Source organism: Franconibacter pulveris, from assembly GCF_056780215.1.
Window position 1 is genome coordinate 3,096,555 of record NZ_CM165555.1, and the last position, 23,649, is coordinate 3,120,203.

21 protein-coding genes are annotated in these 23,649 nt (G+C 48.3%); all 21 read right to left on the reverse strand.

Annotation, left to right across the window (positions count from 1 at the left end):
* Nucleotides 1–6: 6 nt before the first annotated feature.
* On the reverse strand, nt 7–1,128 hold the full coding sequence (locus tag ACU4F7_RS14680; RefSeq protein WP_481637215.1) for a glycosyltransferase family 4 protein: 1,122 nt from the start codon (nt 1,126–1,128) through the stop codon (nt 7–9).
* A gap of 3 nt (nt 1,129–1,131) precedes the next feature.
* On the reverse strand, nt 1,132–2,229 hold the full coding sequence (locus tag ACU4F7_RS14685) for a glycosyltransferase (protein ID WP_481637216.1): 1,098 nt from the start codon (nt 2,227–2,229) through the stop codon (nt 1,132–1,134).
* Nucleotides 2,226–3,239 carry an EpsG family protein gene (locus tag ACU4F7_RS14690; RefSeq protein WP_481637217.1) on the reverse strand — a complete coding sequence of 338 codons (1,014 nt, stop codon included), beginning with the start codon at nt 3,237–3,239 and terminating at the stop codon, nt 2,226–2,228. Before ACU4F7_RS14690 ends, ACU4F7_RS14685 begins: the two co-directional genes overlap by 4 nt.
* Before the next feature lie 142 nt (nt 3,240–3,381).
* Nucleotides 3,382–4,272 carry a glycosyltransferase family 2 protein gene (locus ACU4F7_RS14695; protein ID WP_481637218.1) on the reverse strand — a complete coding sequence of 297 codons (891 nt, stop codon included), beginning with the start codon at nt 4,270–4,272 and terminating at the stop codon, nt 3,382–3,384.
* Nucleotides 4,269–5,261 carry a glycosyltransferase family 2 protein gene (locus tag ACU4F7_RS14700; RefSeq protein ID WP_481637219.1) on the reverse strand — a complete coding sequence of 331 codons (993 nt, stop codon included), beginning with the start codon at nt 5,259–5,261 and terminating at the stop codon, nt 4,269–4,271. Before ACU4F7_RS14700 ends, ACU4F7_RS14695 begins: the two co-directional genes overlap by 4 nt.
* On the reverse strand, nt 5,245–6,531 hold the full coding sequence (locus ACU4F7_RS14705) for an O-antigen translocase (RefSeq protein ID WP_481637220.1): 1,287 nt from the start codon (nt 6,529–6,531) through the stop codon (nt 5,245–5,247). The genes ACU4F7_RS14700 and ACU4F7_RS14705 overlap by 17 nt, the downstream gene beginning before the upstream one ends.
* Nucleotides 6,519–7,625, reverse strand: a complete 1,107-nt coding sequence (locus ACU4F7_RS14710; protein ID WP_481637221.1) for a DegT/DnrJ/EryC1/StrS family aminotransferase — start codon at nt 7,623–7,625, stop codon at nt 6,519–6,521. The genes ACU4F7_RS14705 and ACU4F7_RS14710 overlap by 13 nt, the downstream gene beginning before the upstream one ends.
* Before the next feature lie 4 nt (nt 7,626–7,629).
* Nucleotides 7,630–8,163 (reverse strand): GNAT family N-acetyltransferase, encoded by a 534-nt coding sequence (locus ACU4F7_RS14715; protein WP_481637222.1) that lies wholly within the window; start codon nt 8,161–8,163, stop codon nt 7,630–7,632.
* Nucleotides 8,156–8,557 (reverse strand): sugar 3,4-ketoisomerase, encoded by a 402-nt coding sequence (locus ACU4F7_RS14720; RefSeq protein WP_481637223.1) that lies wholly within the window; start codon nt 8,555–8,557, stop codon nt 8,156–8,158. Before ACU4F7_RS14720 ends, ACU4F7_RS14715 begins: the two co-directional genes overlap by 8 nt.
* A gap of 1 nt (nt 8,558) precedes the next feature.
* The gene (rfbA, locus tag ACU4F7_RS14725; protein WP_481637224.1) at nt 8,559–9,422 is read right to left on the reverse strand and encodes a glucose-1-phosphate thymidylyltransferase RfbA; all 864 of its coding nucleotides are present in this window, start codon (nt 9,420–9,422) and stop codon (nt 8,559–8,561) included.
* A gap of 1 nt (nt 9,423) precedes the next feature.
* Entirely contained in the window at nt 9,424–10,497 is a 1,074-nt protein-coding gene (gene rfbB / locus ACU4F7_RS14730; RefSeq protein WP_481637225.1) for a dTDP-glucose 4,6-dehydratase, read from the reverse strand.
* 410 nt (nt 10,498–10,907) lie between these two features.
* Nucleotides 10,908–11,798, reverse strand: a complete 891-nt coding sequence (galF, locus tag ACU4F7_RS14735; protein ID WP_007869151.1) for a UTP--glucose-1-phosphate uridylyltransferase GalF — start codon at nt 11,796–11,798, stop codon at nt 10,908–10,910.
* A 172-nt stretch (nt 11,799–11,970) separates the two neighbouring features.
* Nucleotides 11,971–13,386, reverse strand: coding sequence for a colanic acid biosynthesis protein WcaM (gene wcaM / locus ACU4F7_RS14740; protein WP_029593290.1), 1,416 nt, complete (start codon nt 13,384–13,386; stop codon nt 11,971–11,973).
* A gap of 13 nt (nt 13,387–13,399) precedes the next feature.
* Nucleotides 13,400–14,620 carry a colanic acid biosynthesis glycosyltransferase WcaL gene (gene wcaL / locus ACU4F7_RS14745; RefSeq protein WP_481637226.1) on the reverse strand — a complete coding sequence of 407 codons (1,221 nt, stop codon included), beginning with the start codon at nt 14,618–14,620 and terminating at the stop codon, nt 13,400–13,402.
* A complete protein-coding gene (wcaK, locus tag ACU4F7_RS14750; protein ID WP_481637227.1) occupies nt 14,617–15,897 on the reverse strand; it encodes a colanic acid biosynthesis pyruvyl transferase WcaK in 1,281 nt (426 codons plus the stop codon). Before wcaK ends, wcaL begins: the two co-directional genes overlap by 4 nt.
* Before the next feature lie 39 nt (nt 15,898–15,936).
* Nucleotides 15,937–17,415 carry an MOP flippase family protein gene (locus tag ACU4F7_RS14755; protein WP_481637228.1) on the reverse strand — a complete coding sequence of 493 codons (1,479 nt, stop codon included), beginning with the start codon at nt 17,413–17,415 and terminating at the stop codon, nt 15,937–15,939.
* A 9-nt stretch (nt 17,416–17,424) separates the two neighbouring features.
* A complete protein-coding gene (gene wcaJ, locus ACU4F7_RS14760) occupies nt 17,425–18,819 on the reverse strand; it encodes an undecaprenyl-phosphate glucose phosphotransferase (RefSeq protein ID WP_029593293.1) in 1,395 nt (464 codons plus the stop codon).
* A gap of 185 nt (nt 18,820–19,004) precedes the next feature.
* The gene (gene cpsG / locus ACU4F7_RS14765; RefSeq protein ID WP_481637229.1) at nt 19,005–20,375 is read right to left on the reverse strand and encodes a colanic acid biosynthesis phosphomannomutase CpsG; all 1,371 of its coding nucleotides are present in this window, start codon (nt 20,373–20,375) and stop codon (nt 19,005–19,007) included.
* Nucleotides 20,376–20,503: 128 nt separating this feature from the next.
* Nucleotides 20,504–21,946, reverse strand: coding sequence for a mannose-1-phosphate guanyltransferase (cpsB, locus tag ACU4F7_RS14770; protein WP_029593295.1), 1,443 nt, complete (start codon nt 21,944–21,946; stop codon nt 20,504–20,506).
* 3 nt (nt 21,947–21,949) lie between these two features.
* Nucleotides 21,950–23,173, reverse strand: a complete 1,224-nt coding sequence (gene wcaI / locus ACU4F7_RS14775; RefSeq protein WP_029593296.1) for a colanic acid biosynthesis fucosyltransferase WcaI — start codon at nt 23,171–23,173, stop codon at nt 21,950–21,952.
* The gene (locus tag ACU4F7_RS14780; protein WP_029593297.1) at nt 23,170–23,649 is read right to left on the reverse strand and encodes a GDP-mannose mannosyl hydrolase; all 480 of its coding nucleotides are present in this window, start codon (nt 23,647–23,649) and stop codon (nt 23,170–23,172) included. Before ACU4F7_RS14780 ends, wcaI begins: the two co-directional genes overlap by 4 nt.

Sequence of the window (23,649 nt, forward strand, 5' to 3'; positions counted from 1 at the left end):
TGTTCGTTATGAAGAAAGAAGGCTTATTAATTTATCGCAGGCTTGTTCTTCATCGAATTTTTCTAATGCTATAGTACGGCTTGCCAATCCCATCTGAATAATCAGCTCGGGTTGCTTGATAAAATATATCATCTTGTTAGCAAGCTCATCTGCATCCCAGGGCGGAATCAAAAAGCCATTGTAACCAGCGATGACGGTTTCTCTACAACCAGGCACGTCTGTGGTAATAATTGGCCTTCCTATTGCCATCGCTTCTTGTGTACTACGCGGGACGCCTTCACGATAAGAAGGCAGAACAAAAATGCTGCTATTAATTAAGTGATTTTTAATGTCCGATACCTGACCTAAAAAATTCACATCGCCTTTTTTAATCCAGGTTTCAAATTCTTCACGAGCAATGCCGCCTGGGTTATCATCAAACGTCCCTGCAATACTAAACTGCACATCAGGATATAGACGTTTTACTTTCTCAGCAGCAAGAACGTATTCTCTAACACCTTTTTCAACTAATAGCCTGGAGACCATAGTAAAATGAATGACATCTGTTCGCGCAGGTACATAACTGTACTGTTGAAGATTAACGCCAATTCCGCCTACAACTTCAGTCGACTTCACCTGAATACGATGTTCAATGAGCAAATCTTTATAATCATCGCTGTTAAGAAACAGTACTTTTTTTGTCAAAGGCAACGCCAACTTATACAGTAATGTTTGTATTTTTCTGACAACTCTCTTTTTGAAATTTTCCTGAGTAGCGCCTTTGGTAAAACAATACCCCAACCCTTCCAATAACACGTTAATATTTTTTACACCAGCGAGACGCGCTGCCAGTGTGCCAAAGATAACGGGCTTGGGAAAAAAACAGAAAACGACATCAGGTTTAATTTCTTTTATTGTTTTGGCAAGCCTAATCGTATTAATCGCATCCGAGACAGGATTCATACCAGAACGTGAAAATCGGTAACAGCCCGGATGCGCGCCTAATTCGATTATTTTTTTGAACGCATTGACGTCACTATCCATCGTTAAGGTATGAACGACTGCCCCCTCTTCAATAAACTTCTCTATAAGACGCTTTCTGAAAAGCAAAATGGTACTTGTCTGGTTACCAATTAATAGCACTTGCATATTTCAAACCTGCTTAGTTGAATATATATCCAGCCAATTATTAACAATGGAATCGATAGAAAAGGTAGCGACAATATGAGTTCGGTTTCGCTGCATAATTTTCGTTTTAGTATGCGCATCATAATTCGTTACTTCAATTATTTTGCTTGCTAACGCGTCTGCATCTGAAATTGGTACAATAAATTGTTTATCGCCGACAACTTCAGCAACCCCACCAGCGTTAGTAGCGACGACAAGGCGTTCACAAGACATTGCTTCCGCAACGACCAGCCCAAATCCTTCCCACTGCGATGAAGAAACATAGATATCACATGCTGAATAATATCGAGCAACATCCATTATTCTGCCGAGAAGGATGACAGAGTTCTGAAGTTGCAGATCAATAATATTCTGTTCAACGTGATGCCTGGATTCTCCTTCTCCTATAATGACTAGCTTATAATTATCAGGCAATTTTTGCATTGCGCTTAATAAGTTTGGATAATCTTTCGCCTCTGTGAGTCTTCCTACAGCTAATATAAGAACACAGTTATCATCGATATTGAGCTCCTTACGCAACTCGTTTCTTATATTTTCATCATATTTGAATAAATCCGTGTCAATACCGTTGTATACAGCACGTGATTTAGAGGTTTGAAAGGCATTTTTTTTAATAAAATCAGCAAGTGCTTCATCGCTGACATTGGTGGTTATGTCACACAGGTAGTCCGTTACTCTGTAAGCCAACATACGAACCTTTCCGCCTTCATTTTTGCTATGTGCGGTACAGATTAGTTTATAATTTCCCGCAGCGATCAGTCTGGCCAGCCTTGCAATAATATTTGCGTGGAACATATGCCCATGAACGATCTGCGGCTTAAAATCTTTAATGATTTTAGCGAGGCGTAGTACGGCGTTTAATAAACCAAAAGGATTCTTTTGCATTCGTAAATTGAGAAGTTTAACCTCGCTACTCTGAGGGAACACTTCTATTTCACCGTTAAGAGCAACTATAGCGACATCGTACTTGCGTTGAACTAACTTGTCAGCAAGCAAACATAATTGTTTTTCGGCTCCACCTAGACCAAGACCGGTGATAACAAATAATACTTTTTTTTTCATAAAATGTTATTCATATCCTGCGTAGCATCATAATACTTATCATTTGCAAGTTTTCGGACATAATCATTCTCAAGGAAGGATAACAATCTGAAATTCATGTTACTAAATTGCACAGGCGCCTGATCATTTCTAAAGTAAGAAATAAAGTTCAGGGTCAACATGCCTGAAAAGAATAATGTCAATATGAGTGTATTGTAGCTTTTGATAGAGAATAATCTTGTACCCTCCCCTTTTGGTACTACGCAAAATACATATATGGCAATAAAATAGAAAAAGAAACAAACCCTTGCAAGGAAAGTAATTGAACCGCTGAATAAGTGAATCGTTGCTCCTACGAAAATTAGCCGTGTTAATAATCTCACTGACGCAATACGATCAATATTTGCACGATAGATGAAATAAAATAAGATGAATATTAAGTCAAGGATGTTTAACCAGCCAAAATTTAGGCTAATAGGGTTTTGTTGGAGATAATATGCAATTTTTGTGAAGGCAAGGTTAGCATTCGCCATTGCAGTCACAATGGCAGTTCCAGTAAAGAAGAACCCTATAAAACCTATAACTGACGCTAACGTCATCAGAGTAAAACTCGTGATATTACGGAATGATGCCAAAACTACAGCGGGTAAAACAATCAGAGAAGATACATGAAAGCAAGCCGCGAGAAAAATCAAAAAAATTAACTGCTTTATTTTTCCGTCATTATTATATTTAAGCAAGGCATAAAAAATGATAATACATGCTATAAACTGACGAAGTTGTTCCAATATCAAGTTATAACCAAATATAAGGAGTAAACATGCCCAAAAAAGTGGCTCATTTGTTTTAAATCTTTTTATAATAATGCAAAGAACACTAAAACTAATTACATAAAAGAGGAATATAGCCAAACCATAGTTATTATTTGTTAAAAGCAAAATCCCTTGAAAAAAAAGAACAAAACCGAATTCAAAAGATGTATATGGATCACCTTTTTCAACGAATTTTAAATAATAGATACTCCAGTCCATCCCATTCAAGTAATACGCAGTAAAAAGCACACTAAACAGAATGACAAAGAGAACCCGAAGAATTGCTTGCGAACTAAAAGCGAACCTATGCCAGATCAGAGATAATAATAGCAATGGAGATGAAAGAAGTAGTATAAACATATTATTGCTTTAAGCTCTCATACAAACGGATAGCTAGATTAAGAGGATTTATTGTTTTCAAATATCTATAAAAAATTGTTCTTTTAAGTGAACAATGAAGATTAAACTTATGATGCAAATAAGCCAAGTAATGTTTACGCATTAAACGAAATTCATTCAAATGCTTTAAATCATTAATCAGAACGTTATTTACCTTTGGGTTAGCTAAAGAGGTAATCTGCGAATCATGTAATCGATATAACACAGTTGTATAATCAAAAAACAATGTAACCGTATTCTTCTCTATTAATTTCAGCCATAAAGGAAGATCTTCAAGTAATCTGTAAGAAGTATCAAATCCATCAAAATGGCTTCTATTAATAAAAGCGCAGGGTGCGACATTATTAAAATGGAGCATGGCAAGTTGCCGCTTCATCCACGATGCTCGCATTTTGCATATGTCACGGGTCCAGGATAAAGGATAGCGACTGGATTTCTTTACGTTTGTACCAAAAGTTTCGAAATAGGTAAATACCGCTCCAATATTATCCCAGTGTGCATGTACGTTTAGACGTTTAATAAATTCAGAAATGGCCTCGGGTAGAAGAATATCGTCTGACCCGATACACTTTATCCACCTACCTTTTATTAAGGGCAGGCTATTATTCAAATTTGCAGGGATACCACTATTCTTTTCACTTTTCACCAAAGAACAAGGAATTGAAGGTTGACTTATTTTCTTCTCATCGCACCATTGTTCTATTATCTGCACACTGTTATCGTTTGAACAGTCATCAACAATAATGATTTCAATATTCCGGTAGGTCTGGTTAATGCATGATTCTAACGTTTCTAATATATATTTTTCTGCATTAAAAGACGCAACAACAATCGTTACAAGCGGTTTTTTCATATTCTCACAAGTAAATAATAAATTATAAATAATTGCACAGTAGATTTTTTATTAAAACGAATACTGTGATTAATATTGTCCAATCGTAAATCGTTAACCGCTTTTTTAATAGCATTACGCCATTCGGCTTTAACCTCCTTGTTAAAGAAATGTCTCCATTTAATATAGCGAACCGATACACCCCAGACAGTACTGACAAGTAATTTGTACGCCTCACTTATATAGTCAAAATATCCTGATTTTTTCTCTGCAGCCAAATAACTTTTTAAGTAATAAGCGTTATTAATGATTTTGTAATAATTAATATTTACTTTCCTGGTTGTTGACTCGGGATTATGAATAAAATAATATTTGCCAGAAGATAAAAAAATCAGGCTGGCCATACCAAAACAAATCCGTGAAATTACCTCGTCATTATTAAGATAATTAACTCTGTCTTCATTATATTTATAATAAGTGTTATACGCTTCAGTCAGTATTTTTTTCTTATAAATTCCAAAGCCGTGTAAACCCCATGAAGAGACACAGTGAGTTAATGCATCCTCGCCTTTGATCAGTGTCGCATCCGTATAATATTTAAATGAAGTTCGATTAAGATCAGCATGCGATTTAGTATACATAAGCTCAAATAATGATATTCCTATATCATTATTTTCAAGCATCGGTGTTATTGCTTGTTCCAGCGCATCGGCGCTGAGCGCATCATCACAGTCAACGAATGCGATATAGGTACTTGTCGCCGCATTGATTGCCTTTTCTCTTGCCTGAGCGGCGCCCATATTTTGCTGCTGTACTAGCGTTAATTTGTATATTGAAGAGGTATAATTTTTCACTATGGCGGCGGTATTATCCAGAGAGCCATCGTCTATAACCACCACTTCAAATCCACTCAGCGTTTGCTCATTCAGATTTTGCAGTATATTAAGTATATTTTTTTCTTCATTATAGGCAGGTACAATAACACTCAAGCAATTAGTGGAGACAATCATTAGTATGAGCTACCTTAGTTTTTAGATGCCAATAATAAATGTACACTGTCACTATAAAATACAATGAATAAGTTATACAGTAAGCGATGCTTACTCCTTCCAAAGCGAAATCATTAACAAAAATTTTAACTAAAACCGGGAACATTATTGAAAAAATAATTTCCAGAGCAGCGTTTATTTTAAAATAACCTTTAGCCAAGAGTATAGTGGCAAAAAGCCAACTACATATCCTTAAAAAATCACCTATATTCTGAAATAAAAAAAGATCTCGAGCCTTTGTAAAATCTGAAGTAAACAGTATTTTAATAATAATGTCTTTTAAAATAAAAATTGAAAAAGCCATTATTAAAGCAAGAGGGACGACAACAGTAGCTCCGGTTTTTAATATTGATATATATTCATTGTATGATTTAGCTGCTGCTGTTTTAGGGAAATAATATACTGTTAATGCTGTTGTCAAAACTGCAAGATAAGCTTCAGAAATTTTTGCCACAGCCTGCCAGTAACCTGCATCCTCTAATGAAAAATTATTTGTCAATATCGTACGTACAGCAATCAGGGATATTGGGCCTGTCAAAGCACCTATGATTCCCATAAGGAAATATTTTCGCATTTCTGCGATATGATGTGTCGGGACCTGACCAACCCAATATTTCCATTTGAACCACGGTCTTTTGATTATAATGAATATAAGCCACGTTCCCGCTATTGCGTTATTTAGAGCTGCCGCAATCAGCGCGCCCTCAAGGCCGAAAAAATATACCAATCCGGTCATTGACAGGAGAGATGATACGATAGCAAAAATATTAGCAAGAAAAAACTTATTATATTCATTCAGCCCATTAAGCACGCCCAAAAATATATTATTAATAATATTTAATGGAAGCACGCATAACGCAATTATTATTAGCCAGTAAAGATCGGTCCGATGAAAAAGATATGCTGAAAGTTTCCCTGAAGACAAGACGCCGATGCTAATGATAAAACAACAAGCTATCGTAGAAAGCTTTACCGAAGCGCGCCAATAAGGTTGTGCCTTTGAGTAATCATTTTTATTCTCCGCCGAATAACGATTTACCCCTTGAGAGACTTGAGAAGAAATGAATCCATTAACGAACGTGACAAAGTTCTGTAATTGCCCAAGGTTAGCAATTCCAGCTGGGCCTGTATAAATTGCAACAACTTTTGATATAAGCAGACCGCAAACTAAACGCAGGCAAGTTACAATCCCGCTAAGGATTGTAACTTTTGCAAAATTCAATTTTTCCATCCATTAATCGCTTCAATAACAGCATCGACGTCTTTAGAACTCATTGTTGGATCCATAGGTAATGATAAAACTTCTTTATGGATACACTCTGTGAGCGGCAAATTGATATGATTATATTCTTTATAGGCAATCTGATGGTGTGGAGCAAGCGGATAATGGATAAGAGTTTGAATGCCTTTTTCCATTAAATAAGATTGCAAATCCTCTCGTTCTGTTGTGCGAATAACATAAAGATGCCAGGCATGAGAATCCATTCCTTGAGCGACGGCAGGCAAAGTTATATGATTATTTTTAATTCCGCCTGTATACTTTTGAGCGATTGCTCTTCTGATTTCGTTCTCTTTATCAAGATATTTTAATTTAACATTCAATATAGCTGCCTGCATCTCATCAAGACGGCTATTCACACCTTTATATCTATTTTGATATTTTACATGGGAACCATAGTTTCGCAGAGCTTTAAGAACATCAGCCAGACTATCATCATTAGTAGTAATAGCTCCCGCATCGCCCAACGCGCCTAGATTTTTGCCTGGATAGAAACTGAAAGCTGCCGCGTCTCCCCAACTCCCTGCTTTTTTATTCTCGAGTTCAGCACCGTGCGATTGAGCGCAATCCTCCAGCACAAGCAAATTATGCTCGTCTGCTATTTCCATAATCTCATCCATTGGAGAGATCTGCCCGTACAGATGAACCGGTAGAATAGCCTTGGTTTTTTCTGTGATAGCCTGTTTTACTGTTACAGCTGAGAGGTTATACGTTTGGGGATCTGGCTCAACCAAAACAGGAACAAGTTCATTTTCCGTAATTGCAAGTATGGAGGCAATGTAGGTATTAGCTTGAACAATAACCTCATCACCTTTTTTGAGCCGGCCTGTTTCGATCCAAGCCCGCAACACCAGATTCAGTGCGTCAAGGCCGTTCGCAACACTGATACAATGTTTTACGCCACAATATTCAGCGAATTCTTTCTCGAAGTTTTTGACTTCTTCGCCAAGAATATACCAGCCAGATTTAATTACGCGTTCGCATGCCAGTAATATTTCACTCTGATATTGCTCATTTATTTTTTTTAGATTTAAAAAAGTCACCATGTCATTATGCCTCTAAATATTTGTAATATTTATCCTTAAGCTCCAGGTAGTCTTCATATTCAAAAATGAAGTTAAAATTCGTATCATCTTCAGATACAATCTTAGCGCCTGTTTTTAAATGAAAAGAAATCACACCCACATTTTTTTTATCGACCTGAAAATAAGATGACCTAAAATTTTTCTCTTCAAAAGCAAATTTGTAAACGAGGCATGCGCTCTCTATAGCAGCACTTTTTGTCTTTTGTTCGTTCAATATCCAACTGCCCCAACAAAATCGCTTGTCATTAGTCAAACCGTAGATTCTAACTGTGCCAACTTCGCAATTTCCTTCATTTTTTTCGATAATAAAGTAAAACTCTTCATTAAGAAGCTCACGCTTTTTGTATTCCTGCAGCCATTCCTTTTGCGTTTCTGCAGAGCCTGAAACCTTTGAAATATGCTGATTTAACGAATCATTTATTCTGAGTGAATAGATGAATTCGGCATCAGAAGCGTCAGCAAAACGTAAGTGAATAGTTTTTGACTTTAAATTATCCATTTTTTACTCGCTGTTTGAATTCCTCATAGTTGCGAATATAATCACTTTCATCGTAATAATCATCCGCCAATACCATGAGTACACAGTTTTCGGAATAATCAAACATTTCATGCCAGACCATAGGCTCTATCATCAGCCCTTGAGTGGGATTATCTACTAAAATTTCAATAGCTTCATTACCATCATCAAGCAAAAATTTGCAATGACCTTGTACAGGTATGGCGAGCTGACGTAATTTTTTGTGAGCATGAAAACCGCGTCTGACATCCTTTTTTGTATCGAACATGTAATAAATTCGTTTGACATCAAAGGGAACACTTTTCTGTTCTTCCAGAACAACTAACGCTCCCCGCTCATCACCATGCTTAGGGAAATTAATAATTTCTATTTTCATATTAATTAATAAGTTTTAGTAGATATTTGCCGTAATGGTTTTTCTTAAGCATTTGCCCACGCTCGCGAAGTTCGTCTACCGTTAACCATCCATTACGCCAGGCTATTTCTTCGGGGCACGCCACCATCATACCTTGTCGCTTCTGTACTGTCTCAACAAAACTGCCAGCCTCAATCAAGCTGTCATGCGTGCCGGTATCCAACCAGGCGAAGCCACGGCCAAGTTGCTCAACATGAAGTTTGTTTCTTTTCAAATACTCTTCATTTACGGTGGTAATTTCTAATTCGCCGCGTGCAGAAGGTTTTACATTTTTGGCAATTTCAATTACGTTGTTATCGTAAAAATATAAACCTGTCACCGCCCAGTTTGATTTGGGCGCTTTTGGTTTTTCCTCGATAGAAATTGCTTTGTTGTTTTCATCGAACTCAACTACGCCGAAACGTTCAGGATCCATAACCTGATAGCCGAATACTGTAGCCCCATCATTACGCTCAACCACGCTTTTGAGTTTAGGACTAAAACCCTGGCCGAAGAAAATATTATCGCCCAACACCAGGCAAACAGGATCTTTGCCAATGAATGCTTCTCCAATGATAAAAGCTTGCGCAAGACCGTCCGGGTTTTGTTGTATTGCATAGGATAATTTTATACCGAATTGACTTCCGTCAGACAAAAGCCGTTTGAAGCTATCCTGATCTTCTGGAGTCGTAATAATAAGTATATCTTGTATCCCTGCCAGCATTAATACTGACAGTGGATAGTAGATCATAGGCTTATCATAAATAGGAAGGAGCTGTTTTGAAACGCCCATGGTCACGGGATATAAACGAGTTCCTGAACCGCCCGCTAGTATTATACCTTTCATATTATTCTAATCCTAAACGTTCGCGCTGATAGCTGCCATCCTGCACCCTTTGGCACCACTCTTGATTTTTTAAATACCATTCAATCGTTTTTTTAATACCAGTCGCAAACGTCTCTTGTGGTGACCAGCCAAGCTCGCGATTAATTTTATCGGCATCAATTGCATAACGTCGATCGTGACCCGGGCGGTCCGCTACATAGATAATTTGCTCACAATATGGCTTTGCCTTAGGCACCATTTCATCCAGTAAGTCACAGATAGTCTGTACCACATCGATGTTTTTCTTCTCATTATGGCCGCCGATATTATAAGTCTCGCCAACCTTGCCTTTAGTTATTACGGTATAGAGTGCGCGCGCATGGTCTTCAACATATAACCAATCGCGAATTTGATCGCCCTTACCGTAAATGGGCAGCGGTTTGCCCTCCAGGGCGTTAAGTATGACCAACGGAATCAATTTTTCTGGGAAATGGTATGGACCATAGTTATTTGAGCAATTAGTCACAACTGTCGGTAAGCCATAAGTGCGTAACCACGCGCGGACCAGATGGTCGCTTGAAGCCTTAGAAGCGGAATAAGGGCTACTTGGCGCGTAAGCCGTCTCTTCTGTAAAAAGCGGCAAAAGCTTATTTTGATGCCACTCATCCGGGTGCGGCAAATCGCCATAGACTTCATCTGTGGAAATATGGTGGAAACGAAAAGCTGCTTTACGCGTTGCGTCTAACTGCGTCCAATAAGTACGTGCAACCTCAAGTAGCGTATACGTACCTACGATATTCGTTTCGATAAAAGCAGCTGGACCTGTAATGGAACGATCAACATGGCTTTCCGCTGCAAGGTGCATGACCGCATCAGGTTGGTGCTCTACAAAGATTTTTTCAAGCGTTGAACGGTCGCAAATATCAGCTTGTACAAAGCTATAACGACGATGACCAGCAATCTCAGCAAGCGACTCGAGGTTCCCTGCATAGGTCAACTTGTCAACATTAATCACTTCATCCGGAGTATTATTAATAATATGGCGAACCACAGCTGAGCCAATAAAGCCAGCCCCACCGGTAACAAGTATTTTCACGTGAAATAGTCTCGCTGATTAAATAAATTTAACTTTCATTTTTAGCTCTGTAGAAATATTCCTTGCTCTACTTTTACCCATGACTGTTTTAGAGGAATATTTCGACAATGCTACCGCCCCTGGCTCTACAGCTACCAGTGCACTGAGGGTTGGCTTGGGTTTTGCCGTCACGAATTCACATAAAAAAACCGTTTTATGCATAATTAGCGCGAATAGATGCTAATTTTGCGCGCTTCGGACAGTAGAAACAAGAAGAATGTTGGTTCTACAAAGCCCCTGTCCACTTTTAATCTTTTGTTTTAAAAGCTTTAATAAAAAAACGGCAACGAGTATTGAGTCTCAGACCCGAACGCTCAAATTGCCGTTTCTCACTTTAACTTCCTCGCCAGCCTCAATGCTGGCAATTGTCATTACGCCAGCAGTTTCTTGATGCTGTCGCGAAACTTCTGCCCTTCTTTCAGGTTACGAAGGCCATAGTTTACAAACGCCTGCATGTAGCCCATTTTCTTGCCGCAGTCGTAGCTTTCGCCAGTCATCAGCATCGCTTCTACCGGCTGCTTCTCATTGAGGCGCGCAATGGCGTCGGTCAACTGGATACGGCCCCAGGCGCCCGGCTCGGTTTTCGCCAGCTCTTCCCAGATATCCGCAGAGAGGACATAACGGCCAACGGCCATCAGATCGGAGTTCAGCGTCTGCGGCTGATCCGGTTTTTCAATGAAGTCAACGATACGGCTTACTTTACCTTCGCTGTCCAGCGCTTCCTGCGTAGTGATGACTGAGTACTCAGAAAGATCGCCCGACATACGTTTCGCCAGAACCTGGCTGCGGCTGGTTTCATTGAAACGCGCCACCATCGCGGCCAGGTTATAGCGCAACGGGTCAGCGGTGGCGTCGTCAAGAATGATATCGGGCAGCACAACCACAAATGGGTTATCGCCAACCACCGGGCGAGCACAGAGAATGGAATGGCCAAGGCCAAGCGGCTGCGCCTGGCGTACGTTCATGATGGTCACGCCCGGCGGACAGATAGACTGAACTTCCGCCAGCAACTGACGCTTAACGCGCTGCTCCAGCAGTGCCTCAAGCTCATAAGAGGTGTCGAAGTGGTTTTCCACTGCGTTTTTTGAAGAATGGGTCACCAGAACGATTTCTTTGATGCCTGCAGCCACAATCTCATCGACAATGTACTGAATCATTGGCTTATCGACGATTGGCAGCATTTCTTTCGGAATGGCTTTCGTGGCAGGCAGCATGTGCATACCCAAACCCGCTACCGGAATTACCGCTTTCAAATTAACCATTTACTCTGTCACCTCAAAATTGGGTTGATGAATTATAGACTGTTGGAATCTCAAAGCCAGCATGAATTGTCAAAAGTTGACGCTTAACCGAGGTGTATCTAATTTCCCTTTACATAAAATATGACGCTTTGATTAGCTGAGGACTCAGAATCCTCGCAAAGTTGATAAAGGGTCACTTCTGGGCTACCGCCAGCTTAAAATTCAACCTTTGCGCGCTAACATGCTGCTGATCCACCCGATCTATATCTACCGACTGCCGGCCTCTTTCATCGATTGCGTGAATATCCGCCAGCGAAAGCAGCGTATCTTCCTTCGCCATAAAGCGCCCCCGCACATCCTTGCGCAAATCAAAGTGCATTTTTAGCGCCGGGCCAACGGCGGAATCCTGCATAACGCTGACATTTCTGAGGAAAAGATGTTGCGGCTTGTTATGGAGTTCAAGCGTAGCGCGCTTCATCGTCAGGTTGGTGATAGCGACGAACGATGTCGCGTTGCCAGACGAGATTTGAATGCCCCGGCTTTTATAAGGCATGTGGGTATTATCGAGGTGGATATCGTTGAGCTTAAAATTTTGCGGGATGGAAAGGTAGTTACCCTTAACGACGCCATAACCAATCAGCATGCCTGCGCTGTTGGTCATATTTACCTGATCGATAATAAAGTTATCGCAGCCATAAATCGCCACCGTGGCGTTATCGATACCCGCTTTTTTACTGAAGGTGTGGTTTATATTCTTCGCTTTGATATTGCGAATCACAAAATGTTTGCCGTTTTCCACATGTACCAGCTGGCGACAATTACTGCCGGTGATATTTGCCACCACGAAGTTTTTCACCGCCTGGCTTTCGGGGTAGTCATTATCATAGGTGCTGCCGGCAAGTCCAATACCTATCCCCCAGTTGATTTTGCCGTTGGTGCAGTCGATATGGTCAATCACATGATCCGAGATAAGGATATCGCTGTCGTTGATAGCCACGTTCCATTCAATGGCGTCGCCCTGTAAGTGCGTAAAGCGGCCGTTGGTAATGCGCACGCCCTCCATTTTGTCGCGGAACCCCTGGCGGAGAATGCCGTAATTGGCATCGTGCACGGTAATGTTGTCAATCAAGAGGTTACGCATCGTAGCCGGCTCCTTCTGGCCGATATAAATCTGCGCGACCGGGCCGAAACCGCTTAAATCTATCCCCTTGATAACACAATCGGAACCGCGGACATCCAGCGTAATATTGTGCAGGCGACCGCCCTGCTCTCCCACAACCTGACAGCCGTCCTGCAACACGAAGCGTCCTTTCCCGTTGCCCTTGATGCCGCCGCGCACCAGCAAAGTTTTTCCCGCCGGAATAAAGACAGCGCTGTTGAAGTTGTCGCACACCATATCAGCAGGCACTTCTACCGTCTGCGCCTCGGCGAAAGCCTGTTTAAACGCGGCAGGCATGTCGTTGCGGTTATACCGGGCAATGCTGACGCTGTCGGCGCGGTTTTGCGCGCGGGCGGCGAAGGGGAAGAGCGGCAGAAGCGCCAGCGCGGAGCTGGCTTGCAGAAGGGAGCGGCGGGAAAGAAGGAGTGAAGTTTTTATCTCTTTACGCATGATACCTCAGGCTCTATAGCGCTTGCAGCAGACCGGCAAGCTCACGATAAATGACCTGCTGATTGAAGTCGGTTTCCACTTTACGGCGGGCGAGGCTTAGCATCGGACGAAGCTCCGCTTCCTGCAGGCTTGCGAAAGCCTGCAGACGCTCAGCCAGCGCCGCAGCGTCATTCTCCGGCACCAGCCAGCCCGATTTGCCCGCGTCGATAAGCTCCGGGATGCCGCTGTGCAGGGTTGAAACGACGGGAATGCCGACCGCCATCGCCTCCATCAACGCCACCGGGATGCCTTCCATATCGCCATCGGCGCCAGTGACGGAAGGCAGCAGGAAGAGATCGGCCTGGTCGAGCATCGCTTTCACCTCATGGCTTGGCTTAAACCCCGGCATGAAAACCCGATCCTGTAAATCATGTTGTTGGATAAGCGCGCGCAGGCGCTGCTCCCAGGGACCAATACCCAGAATGTTGTAACGAAAGTTCACGCCGCGCGCTTTTAACAGGCGACAAGCGTCAATCGCCACATGCAGCCCTTTTTTCTCGGTAAGCCGGGCGACGGAGATAATCTCCAGCGGCGAACCGGGCACTTTAAGCGGACGCAGGGAGAATTTCTCCATGTCGACCCCCATACGCGACACCGCGATTTTCTCATCCGGGCAGCCCATCGCCTTCAGCCGGCTGGCCCACAGTTCGCTAATGGGCAGCATCAGGTCGCCACGGCGGAAAAGCTGTTGATATTCTGGCGTATAATGCGCCAGCGCGTCGCGGTGCGAAATATCAATGCCATGGAAGACGGTAGCGATTTTGCCCTGCAAAATCCCCAGCTCGCGCAGCTTCGCGGCGGTAACCCCAGCCGGGCCGAAGTGGGCGATAAAAACATCGGCCGCGAGCGGCTCTTTCACCCGTCCACAAATCGCGGAGAGGATCAGGTTACGCGCTTCATCGCCGTAGCGTTTTTTATCCAGCGCTTTCCAGGTGCGGGGGCGCAAGGCCCCCTTTAAAGTGTTGCCCGCCCGCGAGCGCAGCTTCGCCAGCTTGCCTTCGGGCTCATCCAGCAGCCAGGTGGTTTTTTGCGCAAGGCCGTACTGAGTGTAGGCCGCGTGCGTATTCTGCATGTCCCCTTTTTGCAGGGCGACAATCTCCACCTCATACCCCATGTCGATAAACCCGACAATCTGGTTAAGCACGAACGTTTCCGACGCCACCGGGAATTTGAGCAGGAAGAAACCGACCTTCATTTCCCCTCCCGCGCGCGCTGCAGCACAGCCTCCACCATGCGCAGGCCGTTTTCGCGCTCAGCCTGCACCGCCGTCTCCAGGCGTTGGTTAATCTCCGGCAGCTTCTCTAGCGTTTCGCTCACCTTCTGCTGGAGAGAACCATCCAGCAGGTTGCGAATTTCCACCGCCATTTCCGGCATGCCGAGCTGCTTCATGATGCCCGCAGACTTGTGCTCATAGTTGATGGCGATGGCTGGCGTGCCGAAGTTCATGGAGATAATGGCGGAGTGCAGACGCGTGCCGACAGTAAGCTGACAGGCGCCGAGCAGCTTGCCCATTTCCAGGTCGTTAAGTTCGTCCATCACGACATGATAGTGTTCCGGCTGCTCAATGAGGGATTGCAGCTTAAGCGCCACCATGCGGTCATCTTTGTTATAGCTGTCGATGCCGGTACAGGTAGAGAGCGCCAGCACCTGATAACCGTCGGCGATAAGCTGGTTGACCATAATGGCGAACGCTTTTTCATAAGCCTGCTGCGTGGTGCCAAGGCGTTTGTCGAACGGCGCGAGGTCACGCAGGGTAATCGCCACGGTTTTGCGCTGGCGAATCACGTTCAGCCAGTGATCAACGGCGTATTCCAGCGTTATATCGTTAGCCTCGCGGTCCACCAGCCAGGCGGTATCCACGCCCTGCTCTACCTTCTCCGTATTAATACCGGACTTTTGCATCAGATCGCGGCTTACCGTTTCGCGCAGCACCAGCGCATCGGCATGGCTGAACACATGGTTAGCCACTTCGTTAAACTGCGGGTCGTTGAACGGCCCAACGCTGTGGCCGATCATGTAAATAGGCTTTTTCGCCATAAAGCTGCACAGCGCATGTTCAAACTGGGAGACACCGTACAGGTCGACGAAAAACGAGCCGCCCACCTGAATAATGGCGTCATACTGCTCAAGCGTATTGACGAAATCCGTAAACGCTTTCGGTACAGAGACCTTGCTTAGCTTGCCGCGCTCGGTCACTTTCGCCAGCAGCACTTTATGCTGATACTTGCGACGCAGCACTTTCTTTACGCGGCCCATCACCCCTGCCGCGTTATTCGCCTGCTTCATATGCTCATAGAGGCCATCTTTCATTACCGGGCGGCCTAACAGACTTGCGGAACTCACCGGGTAGCGGCTCATCACATCGATTTTGACGCTCTTATCCAGCGAATGGATGGCGTCAATCAGGCCGCGGAGAATGGCGCTGTCGCCACGGTTGCCGCAGGTATGGTTACCCAAAATTAAAATCTTCATTATGACCTCGTCATCTTAACAACAGCGCGTTTTAAAACTTCAGCTCACGCGCAATAAGGCTTTCAACTTGTCGCTACGGCACAGCTGACGTTTAATCTCCAGCACCAGGGGCTCGCGAGAAAAAAGCAAAGTCAGCGCAAATGCCGCGACACCAGCAACCACCTGAAGAATTAGCAACGCCGCGAAAGGGAGTTGCCCCGGGAGACAATATCCCAGCCCGCCGCTCACCAGCACGGTGGGCAAAGATAAGCGGAAAGGTAACCAGATGCTGTAAATGTAGTCGCGATAACTCGGTCCAAGTATCGGTTTAATAAGAACAAAATAGGTCAATACGGTATTAATTATCTGCACCGACAAAAAGCCGATGGTCACGCCCAAAACGCCGCCCATATGGCCGCCGACGATAATGGCGGGCACAAATAGCACCGTTTTAAACAGGTTGAATTTAAAGCTGATATCCATGCGCGCTTTCGCCATCAGCAGCGAGCCAATGGGGTTGCCAATGGCGCGCAGCAGCCCGACGATGCACAGCAGTTGCAAAACCGGTGTAATAAACAGCCAGCGCTCGCCGAACACCACCCGCACGAAAGAGTCGGAAACCACCAGCAGCCCCAGCAGCGTCGGGAAGTTGATAATCCCCACCATGGAGATGAGCTTGTAATAATTCACGCGCAGTTTCTCGGTATCGTCCTGAATTTTGGCGAAGGCCGGGAACAGCACGCGGGTAATAATCGGGTTGAGTTTGGCAGGCGGGATCACCGCCAGGTTATAGGCAAGGTTAAAGCCCCCCGCCGCACCCGCGCCAAGAATTCGCGCCAGCACCAGCGTCGAGAGGTTGGTGTTGATGTAGTTCACTACGCTGTCGGCAGTGAGCCACGCGCCAAACTTGAGGTTAGAGGCCACCGAAGGGAGCGAGAAGTGCAGCCCCGGGCGGTAGATTTTACGTCCGGCAAAACCAAACAACGCGGTGCGCACCACGGTATTGACCAGATAACCGACAATCGCCGTCATCGCCACCGGCCAGTAATGCGCGCTAATCACGGTGAAGGTAAAGCCCGACAGCACCGCCAGCGTCTCTATCATGCCTATCTTGTTAAATTCCAGCTCCTTTTGCATCAGAGCGCGGAACTGCTGGCCGTGGGGAATGACCACAAAAGCAAAGGCTAGGGTTTTGATAAGCGGCGCGAGATCCGGGTTATGCAGCAGCGCGGCGATAACGCCGCTCAGCGAGAAAACCACCACGCACACCAGCGCGCCAAGCCCGACGTTCAGCCAGTAAAGCGTGGTTAACTCCAGATGGCTAATCTCTTTACGCTGGATAATCGAGTTGGCGATGCCGAAGTCGGAAAGCGTATCGGCAAGGGCGATTATCACCAGCGAAATGGTCAGCAACCCGAACTGGTGGTTATCCATCAGGCGGGCCAGCCACGTCATCTGCAACAGCCCGAGGGCGATGATGATGACGGTGGAAATAGCGGACCATTTGGCGCCGCTGATGGTTTTTTCTCTGAGGCTCATGACAAATCCTTAATACGCCGCTTTGTTCACAAAGCCTTTGAAGATGGTGAGAAAGACGATTTTGATATCAAGCCACAGGCTCCACTCGCGAATGTACTCGAGGTCAAATTCGACGCGTTTTTCCATCTTCTCCAGAGTATCCGTCTCGCCGCGCCAGCCGTTGATTTGCGCCCAGCCGGTGATGCCTGGCTTCACTTTATGGCGCAGCATGTAGCCTTCAATCAGCGCGCGATACTGCTCGTTATGCGCCACCGCATGCGGGCGCGGGCCGACAATCGACATACCGCCGGTGAGCACATTAATAAACTGCGGCAACTCATCAAGCGAAGTGCGGCGCAGGAAGCTGCCCACTTTGGTGACGCGCGGATCGTTCTGCGTCGCCTGCACCACGACCGCGTCGTTCTCCATCACCCGCATAGAGCGGAACTTCCAGACCTTAATCGGCTTGCCGTCCATCCCGTAGCGGGTCTGGCGGAAAATAATCGGGCCTGGCGAGCTCACTTTCACCGCCACCGCGATGCACAGCAGCACCGGCGAAATCAGCAGCAGGATTAAGGACGAGAGAATGATGTCCTCAATGCGCTTAAGTACGCGGTTAATGCCCGAAAGCGGGGTGTCAAACAGCGGCACTACCGGCACGCCGTTCACTTCATCAAGACGCGAGTGCAGGATATTGAAGGTGAACACATCCGGGATCATCATCACCGAGCAGGTGGTATCGGAGAGATCGCGCACCAGCTTTTTGATGCTCGCGGCGTCGTTCATCGACATCGCGATATAAACGTTATGAATTTTTCCCGCTTTCGCATCTTCCACCAGCTGTTCCGTGGTGCCTGCCCACTGCGGCGGCACGCCATCCGGCAGCGGGTCGTGATAGACGCCCATCACTTCAAAGCCCAGCCACGGCTCGTTGCGAAAGCTTTCCGCCAGCTCCTGGCCTACCGGCAACGGCCCGGCAATCGCCACCCGGCGGGTGTTGTAGCCGTGGTTGCGCAGCCAGCCCGCGCCGATGCGAATACAGGAGCGGCACACCACCATGCCGACGCTGGAAAGCAGATACCAGGCGAGGTAAGTGCCGAAGCTGACGTTAAAATCATCGTTAAAGGCCAGCAGGCCAGCGCTGAAAACGAGCGCCAGCGTCCAGTTTTGCAATAGCAGCAACAGTTCGGTTGATATCTTCACGCCGCGCCAGGAGCGGTAGAAGTCGGTCATGCCGCCAATCATCTGAAACACCACAAGGGCTATCAGCGCCATCAGCAGATGCATATAGAAGAAAGGCAACCCACTGAGCCGGCACACCAGCCATAGCCCGGTGAACATGATGGTGATATCAGAGAACCGTTGCACCATGGAGATTAACGATGCATTCGTTTTAGCTCGTTCGCGCTTTTTTAGATTTGCCATCGTTGTACCTGTAGGGCGCCCAAAGGCGCTGTTAAGCGATCTCACCTTAATGCCCCTCCTCTTCTCCTCCCGGGGACCGGGAGGAGGTTGTTCCTTTAGCCCCTTGCGGGACCGTGATTCTTTTATCCCTCGCTACAGAAGGCGCTCTCCCCTTTTGCTGCCGGGGCGAAGGTTCTACCGCCTGGTTACTGATTCAGCAGCGCCAGGATCTCCTGCGTTTTGGCCTGCATGAGTTCCGTGTCGCCGCGGGACTCTACGTTCAGGCGCACCACCGGTTCGGTGTTAGAGCTGCGCAGGTTGAAGCGCCAGTCGGTAAATTCCATGCTGATGCCGTCGGTGCGATCAATGCTGCCCGCCTGCGGGGCAAAATGCGTTTCCACACGCGCAATCGCCGCCGCCGGCTCCGCCAGTTTGCTGTTGATTTCACCGCTCGCCGGGAACGCCGCCATGCGATCGCGAACCAGTTCGCCGAGCGTCTGGCCTTTCAGGCACAGCAGTTCGGTGACCAGCAGCCATGGGATCATTCCGCTGTCGCAGTAGGCAAAATCGCGGAAGTAGTGATGCGCGCTCATCTCGCCGCCGTAGATGGCGTCTTCATGGCGCATGCGCTCCTTGATAAAGGCGTGGCCGGTTTTCGACATCACCGGCGTGCCGCCAGCGGCCTTCACCACATCCACGGTGTTCCAGGAAAGACGGGGGTCGTGAATGATTTTCGCGCCGGGGTGTTTTTCGAGGAAGGCTTCCGCCAGCAGGCCGACAATGTAGTAGCCCTCGATAAACTGCCCGGTTTCGTCAAACAGGAAGCAGCGGTCGAAGTCGCCGTCAAAAGCGATGCCCATGTCGGCGCCGTGTTCGATAACCGCGTTGCGGGTATCGTCGCGGCATTCCGGCAGCAGCGGGTTAGGAATGCCGTTCGGGAAGTTGCCGTCTGGCGTGTTGTGCACCTTGATAAAGCTCACCGGCGCGTTCATCGCTTTCAGACGCGCTTCAATGGCGTCCACCACCGGGCCCGCCGCACCGTTGCCAGAGTTAATGACCAGTTTCAGCGGCTTGAGATTGTTCACGTCGATATAGGAGAACAGATGGTCGATATAGGCATCGCGCAGGTCGATGCGCTTATAGCCGCCGCGCTTCGCCTCGTTTACCGGCGGGAAGTCGTTGGCCTCGGCGAGACGCTGCACATCGCGAAGCCCGGTGTCGCCGCTAATCGGACGCGCGCCCTCGCGCACCAGCTTCATGCCGTTATAGTCCATCGGGTTATGGCTGGCGGTAACCTCAATGCCGCCGTCCACGCCCAGGTGGAACGTGGCGAAATAAATCTCCTCGGTGCCAGAAAGCCCGATATCCAGCACATCGACGCCCGCATCCTGCAGCCCTTTCGCCAGCGCGAGCTTGAGCGCCTCGCTGGTCAGGCGCACATCGCCGCCCAGCACAATGGTTTTCGGCTTGAGGAATTCGCCATAGGCGCGGCCGATGCGCCAGGCGATGTCTTCGTTCAGCTCCTCGCCAAGACGGCCGCGAATGTCATAGGCTTTAAAACAGGTTAACTTTTCCATTTTTATCTCTTGGTTAATCTTTTTTCGGAAAATCCAAATCAGTAAGGCGCCTGCCTGCGGTTTTCACGCTGCAGACAGGCGGCAACCGCGTGCGTTCCCGCGCCTGCGGCGTGAACAACGAAGCGGGATCAGACGCGGCCATAGCGGTCTGCGAACCGCACCACGTCGTCCTCTTCCAGGTAAGCGCCGGAGCGCACCTCAATCAGGTCGAGGGGGATTTTCCCCGGGTTTTCCAGGCAGTGGGTGGCGCCAAGCGGAATGTAAATCGACTCGTTCTCGCCAAGCAGCGTCACCTCGTCGTTAATGGTGACCTTTGCCGTGCCCGCCACCACAATCCAGTGTTCGGCGCGGTGATGATGCATTTGCAGGGAGAGGCCCTCGCCCGGCTTCACGGTGATGCGTTTCACCTGGTAACGGTCGCCCTCGTCGATGGAGTCATATTTGCCCCATGGACGGTAAACCTCGCGGTGGATATGGTGCTCGCGGCGGCCGTCTTGCTTTATCTGCTCGACCACTTTTTTCACATCCTGCACGTGGTTGCGATCGGCGATTAGCACCGCGTCTTTGGTCTGCACCACCACCAGGTCTTTTACGCCCACCGTGGTCACCAGACCCGATTCGGCATACACGTAGCTGTTCTCGGTGTTGTGGCTGATGACGTCGCCGTGATGAACGTTGCCCTCCGGCGTGCGACTGGAGATCTCCCACAGCGACGACCAGGAGCCGACATCGCTCCAGCCGGCGTCCATCGGCACCACCACCGCGTCGGCGGTTTTTTCCATCACCGCGTAGTCCACCGACTCTTCCGGGCAGGCCAGGAAGGCGGCTTCATCCACACGGATAAAGTCGAGATCCGGGTCAACGGCGCGCATCGCTTTTTCGCACGCCTCCAGAATGTCCGGCCGGTACTTGTTAAGCTCTTCGAGATAACGACCCGCGCGGAACAGGAACATGCCGCTGTTCCAGTAGTACTCGCCGGTATTAACGTAAGCGCGGGCGGTTTCCAGATTCGGTTTTTCCACAAACTGCGCCACGCTGAAGGCCACGGCGTCGACATTCTGCTCGGGGTTGACCACCTCGCCGCGGCGAATATAGCCATAGCCCGTTTCCGGCTGATCCGGCACGATGCCGAACGTCACCAGCTTGCCGCTCTCGGCAAACGGCATCGCCGCGCGCACCGCCTCGCGGAACGCCTCTTCGTTCTGAATGACGTGATCCGCCGCCAGCACCAGCATCAGCGGGTCGCTGTCCGGGCTGTTGCGCTTCGCCGCCAGCGCCGCCAGGGCGATGGCTGGCGCGGTGTTGCGCCCGGCGGGTTCAAGAATGATGTTTTCAGTCAGCTTGTTCAGCTCGCGCAGCTGTTCGGCGACGATAAAACGGTGCTGTTCGTTGCAGATAACCACCGGGCTTTCGCACTGCACGCCGTTTAAGCGTGCAATGGTCGCCTGCAGCATGGTCAGATCCCCTTTCAGGCAGAGGAACTGTTTTGGGTAAAGCACGCGGGAGAGCGGCCACAGACGGCTGCCGGAGCCGCCTGCCATAATGACGGGATAGAGTGTCGACTGACTCATGGCTTAACCCCGAATATCAGCAATAAATTGACTTAACACGTTCTCTTTTTCGAGCGTGCGTTCGGCATATTCACGTGCCACCGTGTTGAATTTGGGAAGCCCCAGACAGGCTTCGATGCCCTGCGCCAGCGCGGGCGTTGATTCCGGCTCCACGCAGACGGCGATGCCCGGATAGTTCTGGCAAAGCTGGCCGAGCTCGGTGTCGTTTTCTGCGGTAATCACCGCATTGCCGCCCACCGCCAGAATGTTGGTGAGTTTGGAAGGCAGCACCGCGTCCGCCGCGCCGCGCTTTTGAATCACCAGATGGCAGTCGGCCATCTTCAGCAGCGCCGGCAGGGCGTCATAAGGCTGAAGCGGAAAGAAACGCACGTTGGAAAGGCCTCGCTCCGCCGCCATCTTCTCAAGGCGCGCCTTACCGCCGCCCTGGCCTACGATCACGAATTCCCAGGGCTTGTCTTTCAGGCGATCCGCCGCTTCAATGGCGGTTTCCAGCCCCTGTTTCTCCCCGATGTTGCCGGAGTAAAGAATGATTTTTTTATCCGCCGGCAGGCCAAGCTGCTGGCGAAGCGTTGCGGCCTCTTCCTGCGTCACGTCGCGAAAGCGGGAGACTTCCGACCAGTTGGGGAAGAAAATCACGCGCTCTTCCGGCACGCCCTTCTCTCTGGCTTTATTCATCATTGAACGAGAGATGGTCGAGACGTTGTCCACGTTATGCAGGCCGCTGCGCTCAAAGCGGGTCGCCAGACGGGCGATTTTGCCGCCGTTGCCCTTGCCCGCCATGCCAAGGCCCAGCATGGCGTCCACTTCGTAATCCTGAATGTGCAGCAGCGTTTTCGCGCCGGAGAGCTTCGCCAGCAGGCGCATGCCCGGCGTGCAGAAGAGCGTCGGCACCACGCCGATAATGCGGTCCGGCTTCCAGCTCCGCTGCGCCAGCAGCGGGAAGAACGAACTCACCGCAAAGCTGCCCAGGTGAATCAAACGCTTCAGCGTCGAAGGCTGCTTCGGCACATACAGCGGGCAGCGCCAGACGGTGGCCGCGCCCTGCTCTTTGCGGTAGCGCCAGGCGGAGTAATTCTCCCCCACCTGCCACTGCGGGTAATAAGGGGGTGCGGTAATGACCCGCACCTCATGGCCCTGACGGGCCATCCATTCCACCATCTCGCCGGTGTACTTACCGATGCCGGTCAGTTCCGGCGAGTAGTTGATGCCGTAGACCAGGATCTTCATAGCCCCGGCACCTCCGCCTTGCGTTCGGCAAGGAAATAGGCGCGGCTGTTGTCATGCACCTCTTCGCTTGCCGTAAGCTGTTCGGGCTTCATCCAGCGGTACGCATTGTGCTGTTCGGTCGGCAGCGTTAACGCCGCCTCGTTCACCCGCAGGCGAAAGCCCAGCACGATGTAGTGCGTGGAGAAATCCTTTCCGGAGAAGTTGTCGTCGTAAAAATGTTGCCAGACGCCGTAAAACTCCCCTTCTCCCATGGCGAAACGCTTGCCGAGCTCGGCCTGCGTCAGGCGCTCAAAGGCGAGCGCGAGCGGTTCGTCCTTCTGCACGCGCCCGCCCGGCACAAACCAGTAGCCCTGCGCCGGTCGGTTGGTGCGTTTGCCCAGCAGAAACTCCCCGCGCTCGTTCTCCACGATCAAATCGATGGAGATGAGCGGCGTGGAACGCACCACGGTGGCAAAGTCTTCCTGGCTTAAAAACAT

Bases quoted from the DNA above. Each gene is read 5' to 3' on its own strand.
- ACU4F7_RS14715 (WP_481637222.1), bottom strand. From the start codon at position 8,163: ATGGATAATTTAAAGTCAAAAACTATTCACTTACGTTTTGCTGACGCT.
- ACU4F7_RS14705 (WP_481637220.1), bottom strand. From the start codon at position 6,531: ATGGAAAAATTGAATTTTGCAAAAGTTACAATCCTTAGCGGGATTGTA.
- ACU4F7_RS14700 (WP_481637219.1), bottom strand. From the start codon at position 5,261: ATGATTGTCTCCACTAATTGCTTGAGTGTTATTGTACCTGCCTATAAT.
- ACU4F7_RS14695 (WP_481637218.1), bottom strand. From the start codon at position 4,272: ATGAAAAAACCGCTTGTAACGATTGTTGTTGCGTCTTTTAATGCAGAA.
- cpsG (WP_481637229.1), bottom strand. From the start codon at position 20,375: ATGGAAAAGTTAACCTGTTTTAAAGCCTATGACATTCGCGGCCGTCTT.
- wcaI (WP_029593296.1), bottom strand. From the start codon at position 23,173: ATGAAGATCCTGGTCTACGGCATCAACTACTCGCCGGAACTGACCGGC.
- cpsB (WP_029593295.1), bottom strand. From the start codon at position 21,946: ATGAGTCAGTCGACACTCTATCCCGTCATTATGGCAGGCGGCTCCGGC.
- ACU4F7_RS14690 (WP_481637217.1), bottom strand. From the start codon at position 3,239: ATGGACTGGAGTATCTATTATTTAAAATTCGTTGAAAAAGGTGATCCA.
- wcaJ (WP_029593293.1), bottom strand. From the start codon at position 18,819: ATGGCAAATCTAAAAAAGCGCGAACGAGCTAAAACGAATGCATCGTTA.
- wcaM (WP_029593290.1), bottom strand. From the start codon at position 13,386: ATGCGTAAAGAGATAAAAACTTCACTCCTTCTTTCCCGCCGCTCCCTT.
- ACU4F7_RS14755 (WP_481637228.1), bottom strand. From the start codon at position 17,415: ATGAGCCTCAGAGAAAAAACCATCAGCGGCGCCAAATGGTCCGCTATT.
- ACU4F7_RS14780 (WP_029593297.1), bottom strand. From the start codon at position 23,649: ATGTTTTTAAGCCAGGAAGACTTTGCCACCGTGGTGCGTTCCACGCCG.
- rfbA (WP_481637224.1), bottom strand. From the start codon at position 9,422: ATGAAAGGTATAATACTAGCGGGCGGTTCAGGAACTCGTTTATATCCC.
- wcaL (WP_481637226.1), bottom strand. From the start codon at position 14,620: ATGAAGGTCGGTTTCTTCCTGCTCAAATTCCCGGTGGCGTCGGAAACG.
- ACU4F7_RS14720 (WP_481637223.1), bottom strand. From the start codon at position 8,557: ATGAAAATAGAAATTATTAATTTCCCTAAGCATGGTGATGAGCGGGGA.
- galF (WP_007869151.1), bottom strand. From the start codon at position 11,798: ATGGTTAATTTGAAAGCGGTAATTCCGGTAGCGGGTTTGGGTATGCAC.
- wcaK (WP_481637227.1), bottom strand. From the start codon at position 15,897: ATGAAGATTTTAATTTTGGGTAACCATACCTGCGGCAACCGTGGCGAC.
- ACU4F7_RS14685 (WP_481637216.1), bottom strand. From the start codon at position 2,229: ATGAAAAAAAAAGTATTATTTGTTATCACCGGTCTTGGTCTAGGTGGA.
- ACU4F7_RS14680 (WP_481637215.1), bottom strand. From the start codon at position 1,128: ATGCAAGTGCTATTAATTGGTAACCAGACAAGTACCATTTTGCTTTTC.
- ACU4F7_RS14710 (WP_481637221.1), bottom strand. From the start codon at position 7,625: ATGGTGACTTTTTTAAATCTAAAAAAAATAAATGAGCAATATCAGAGT.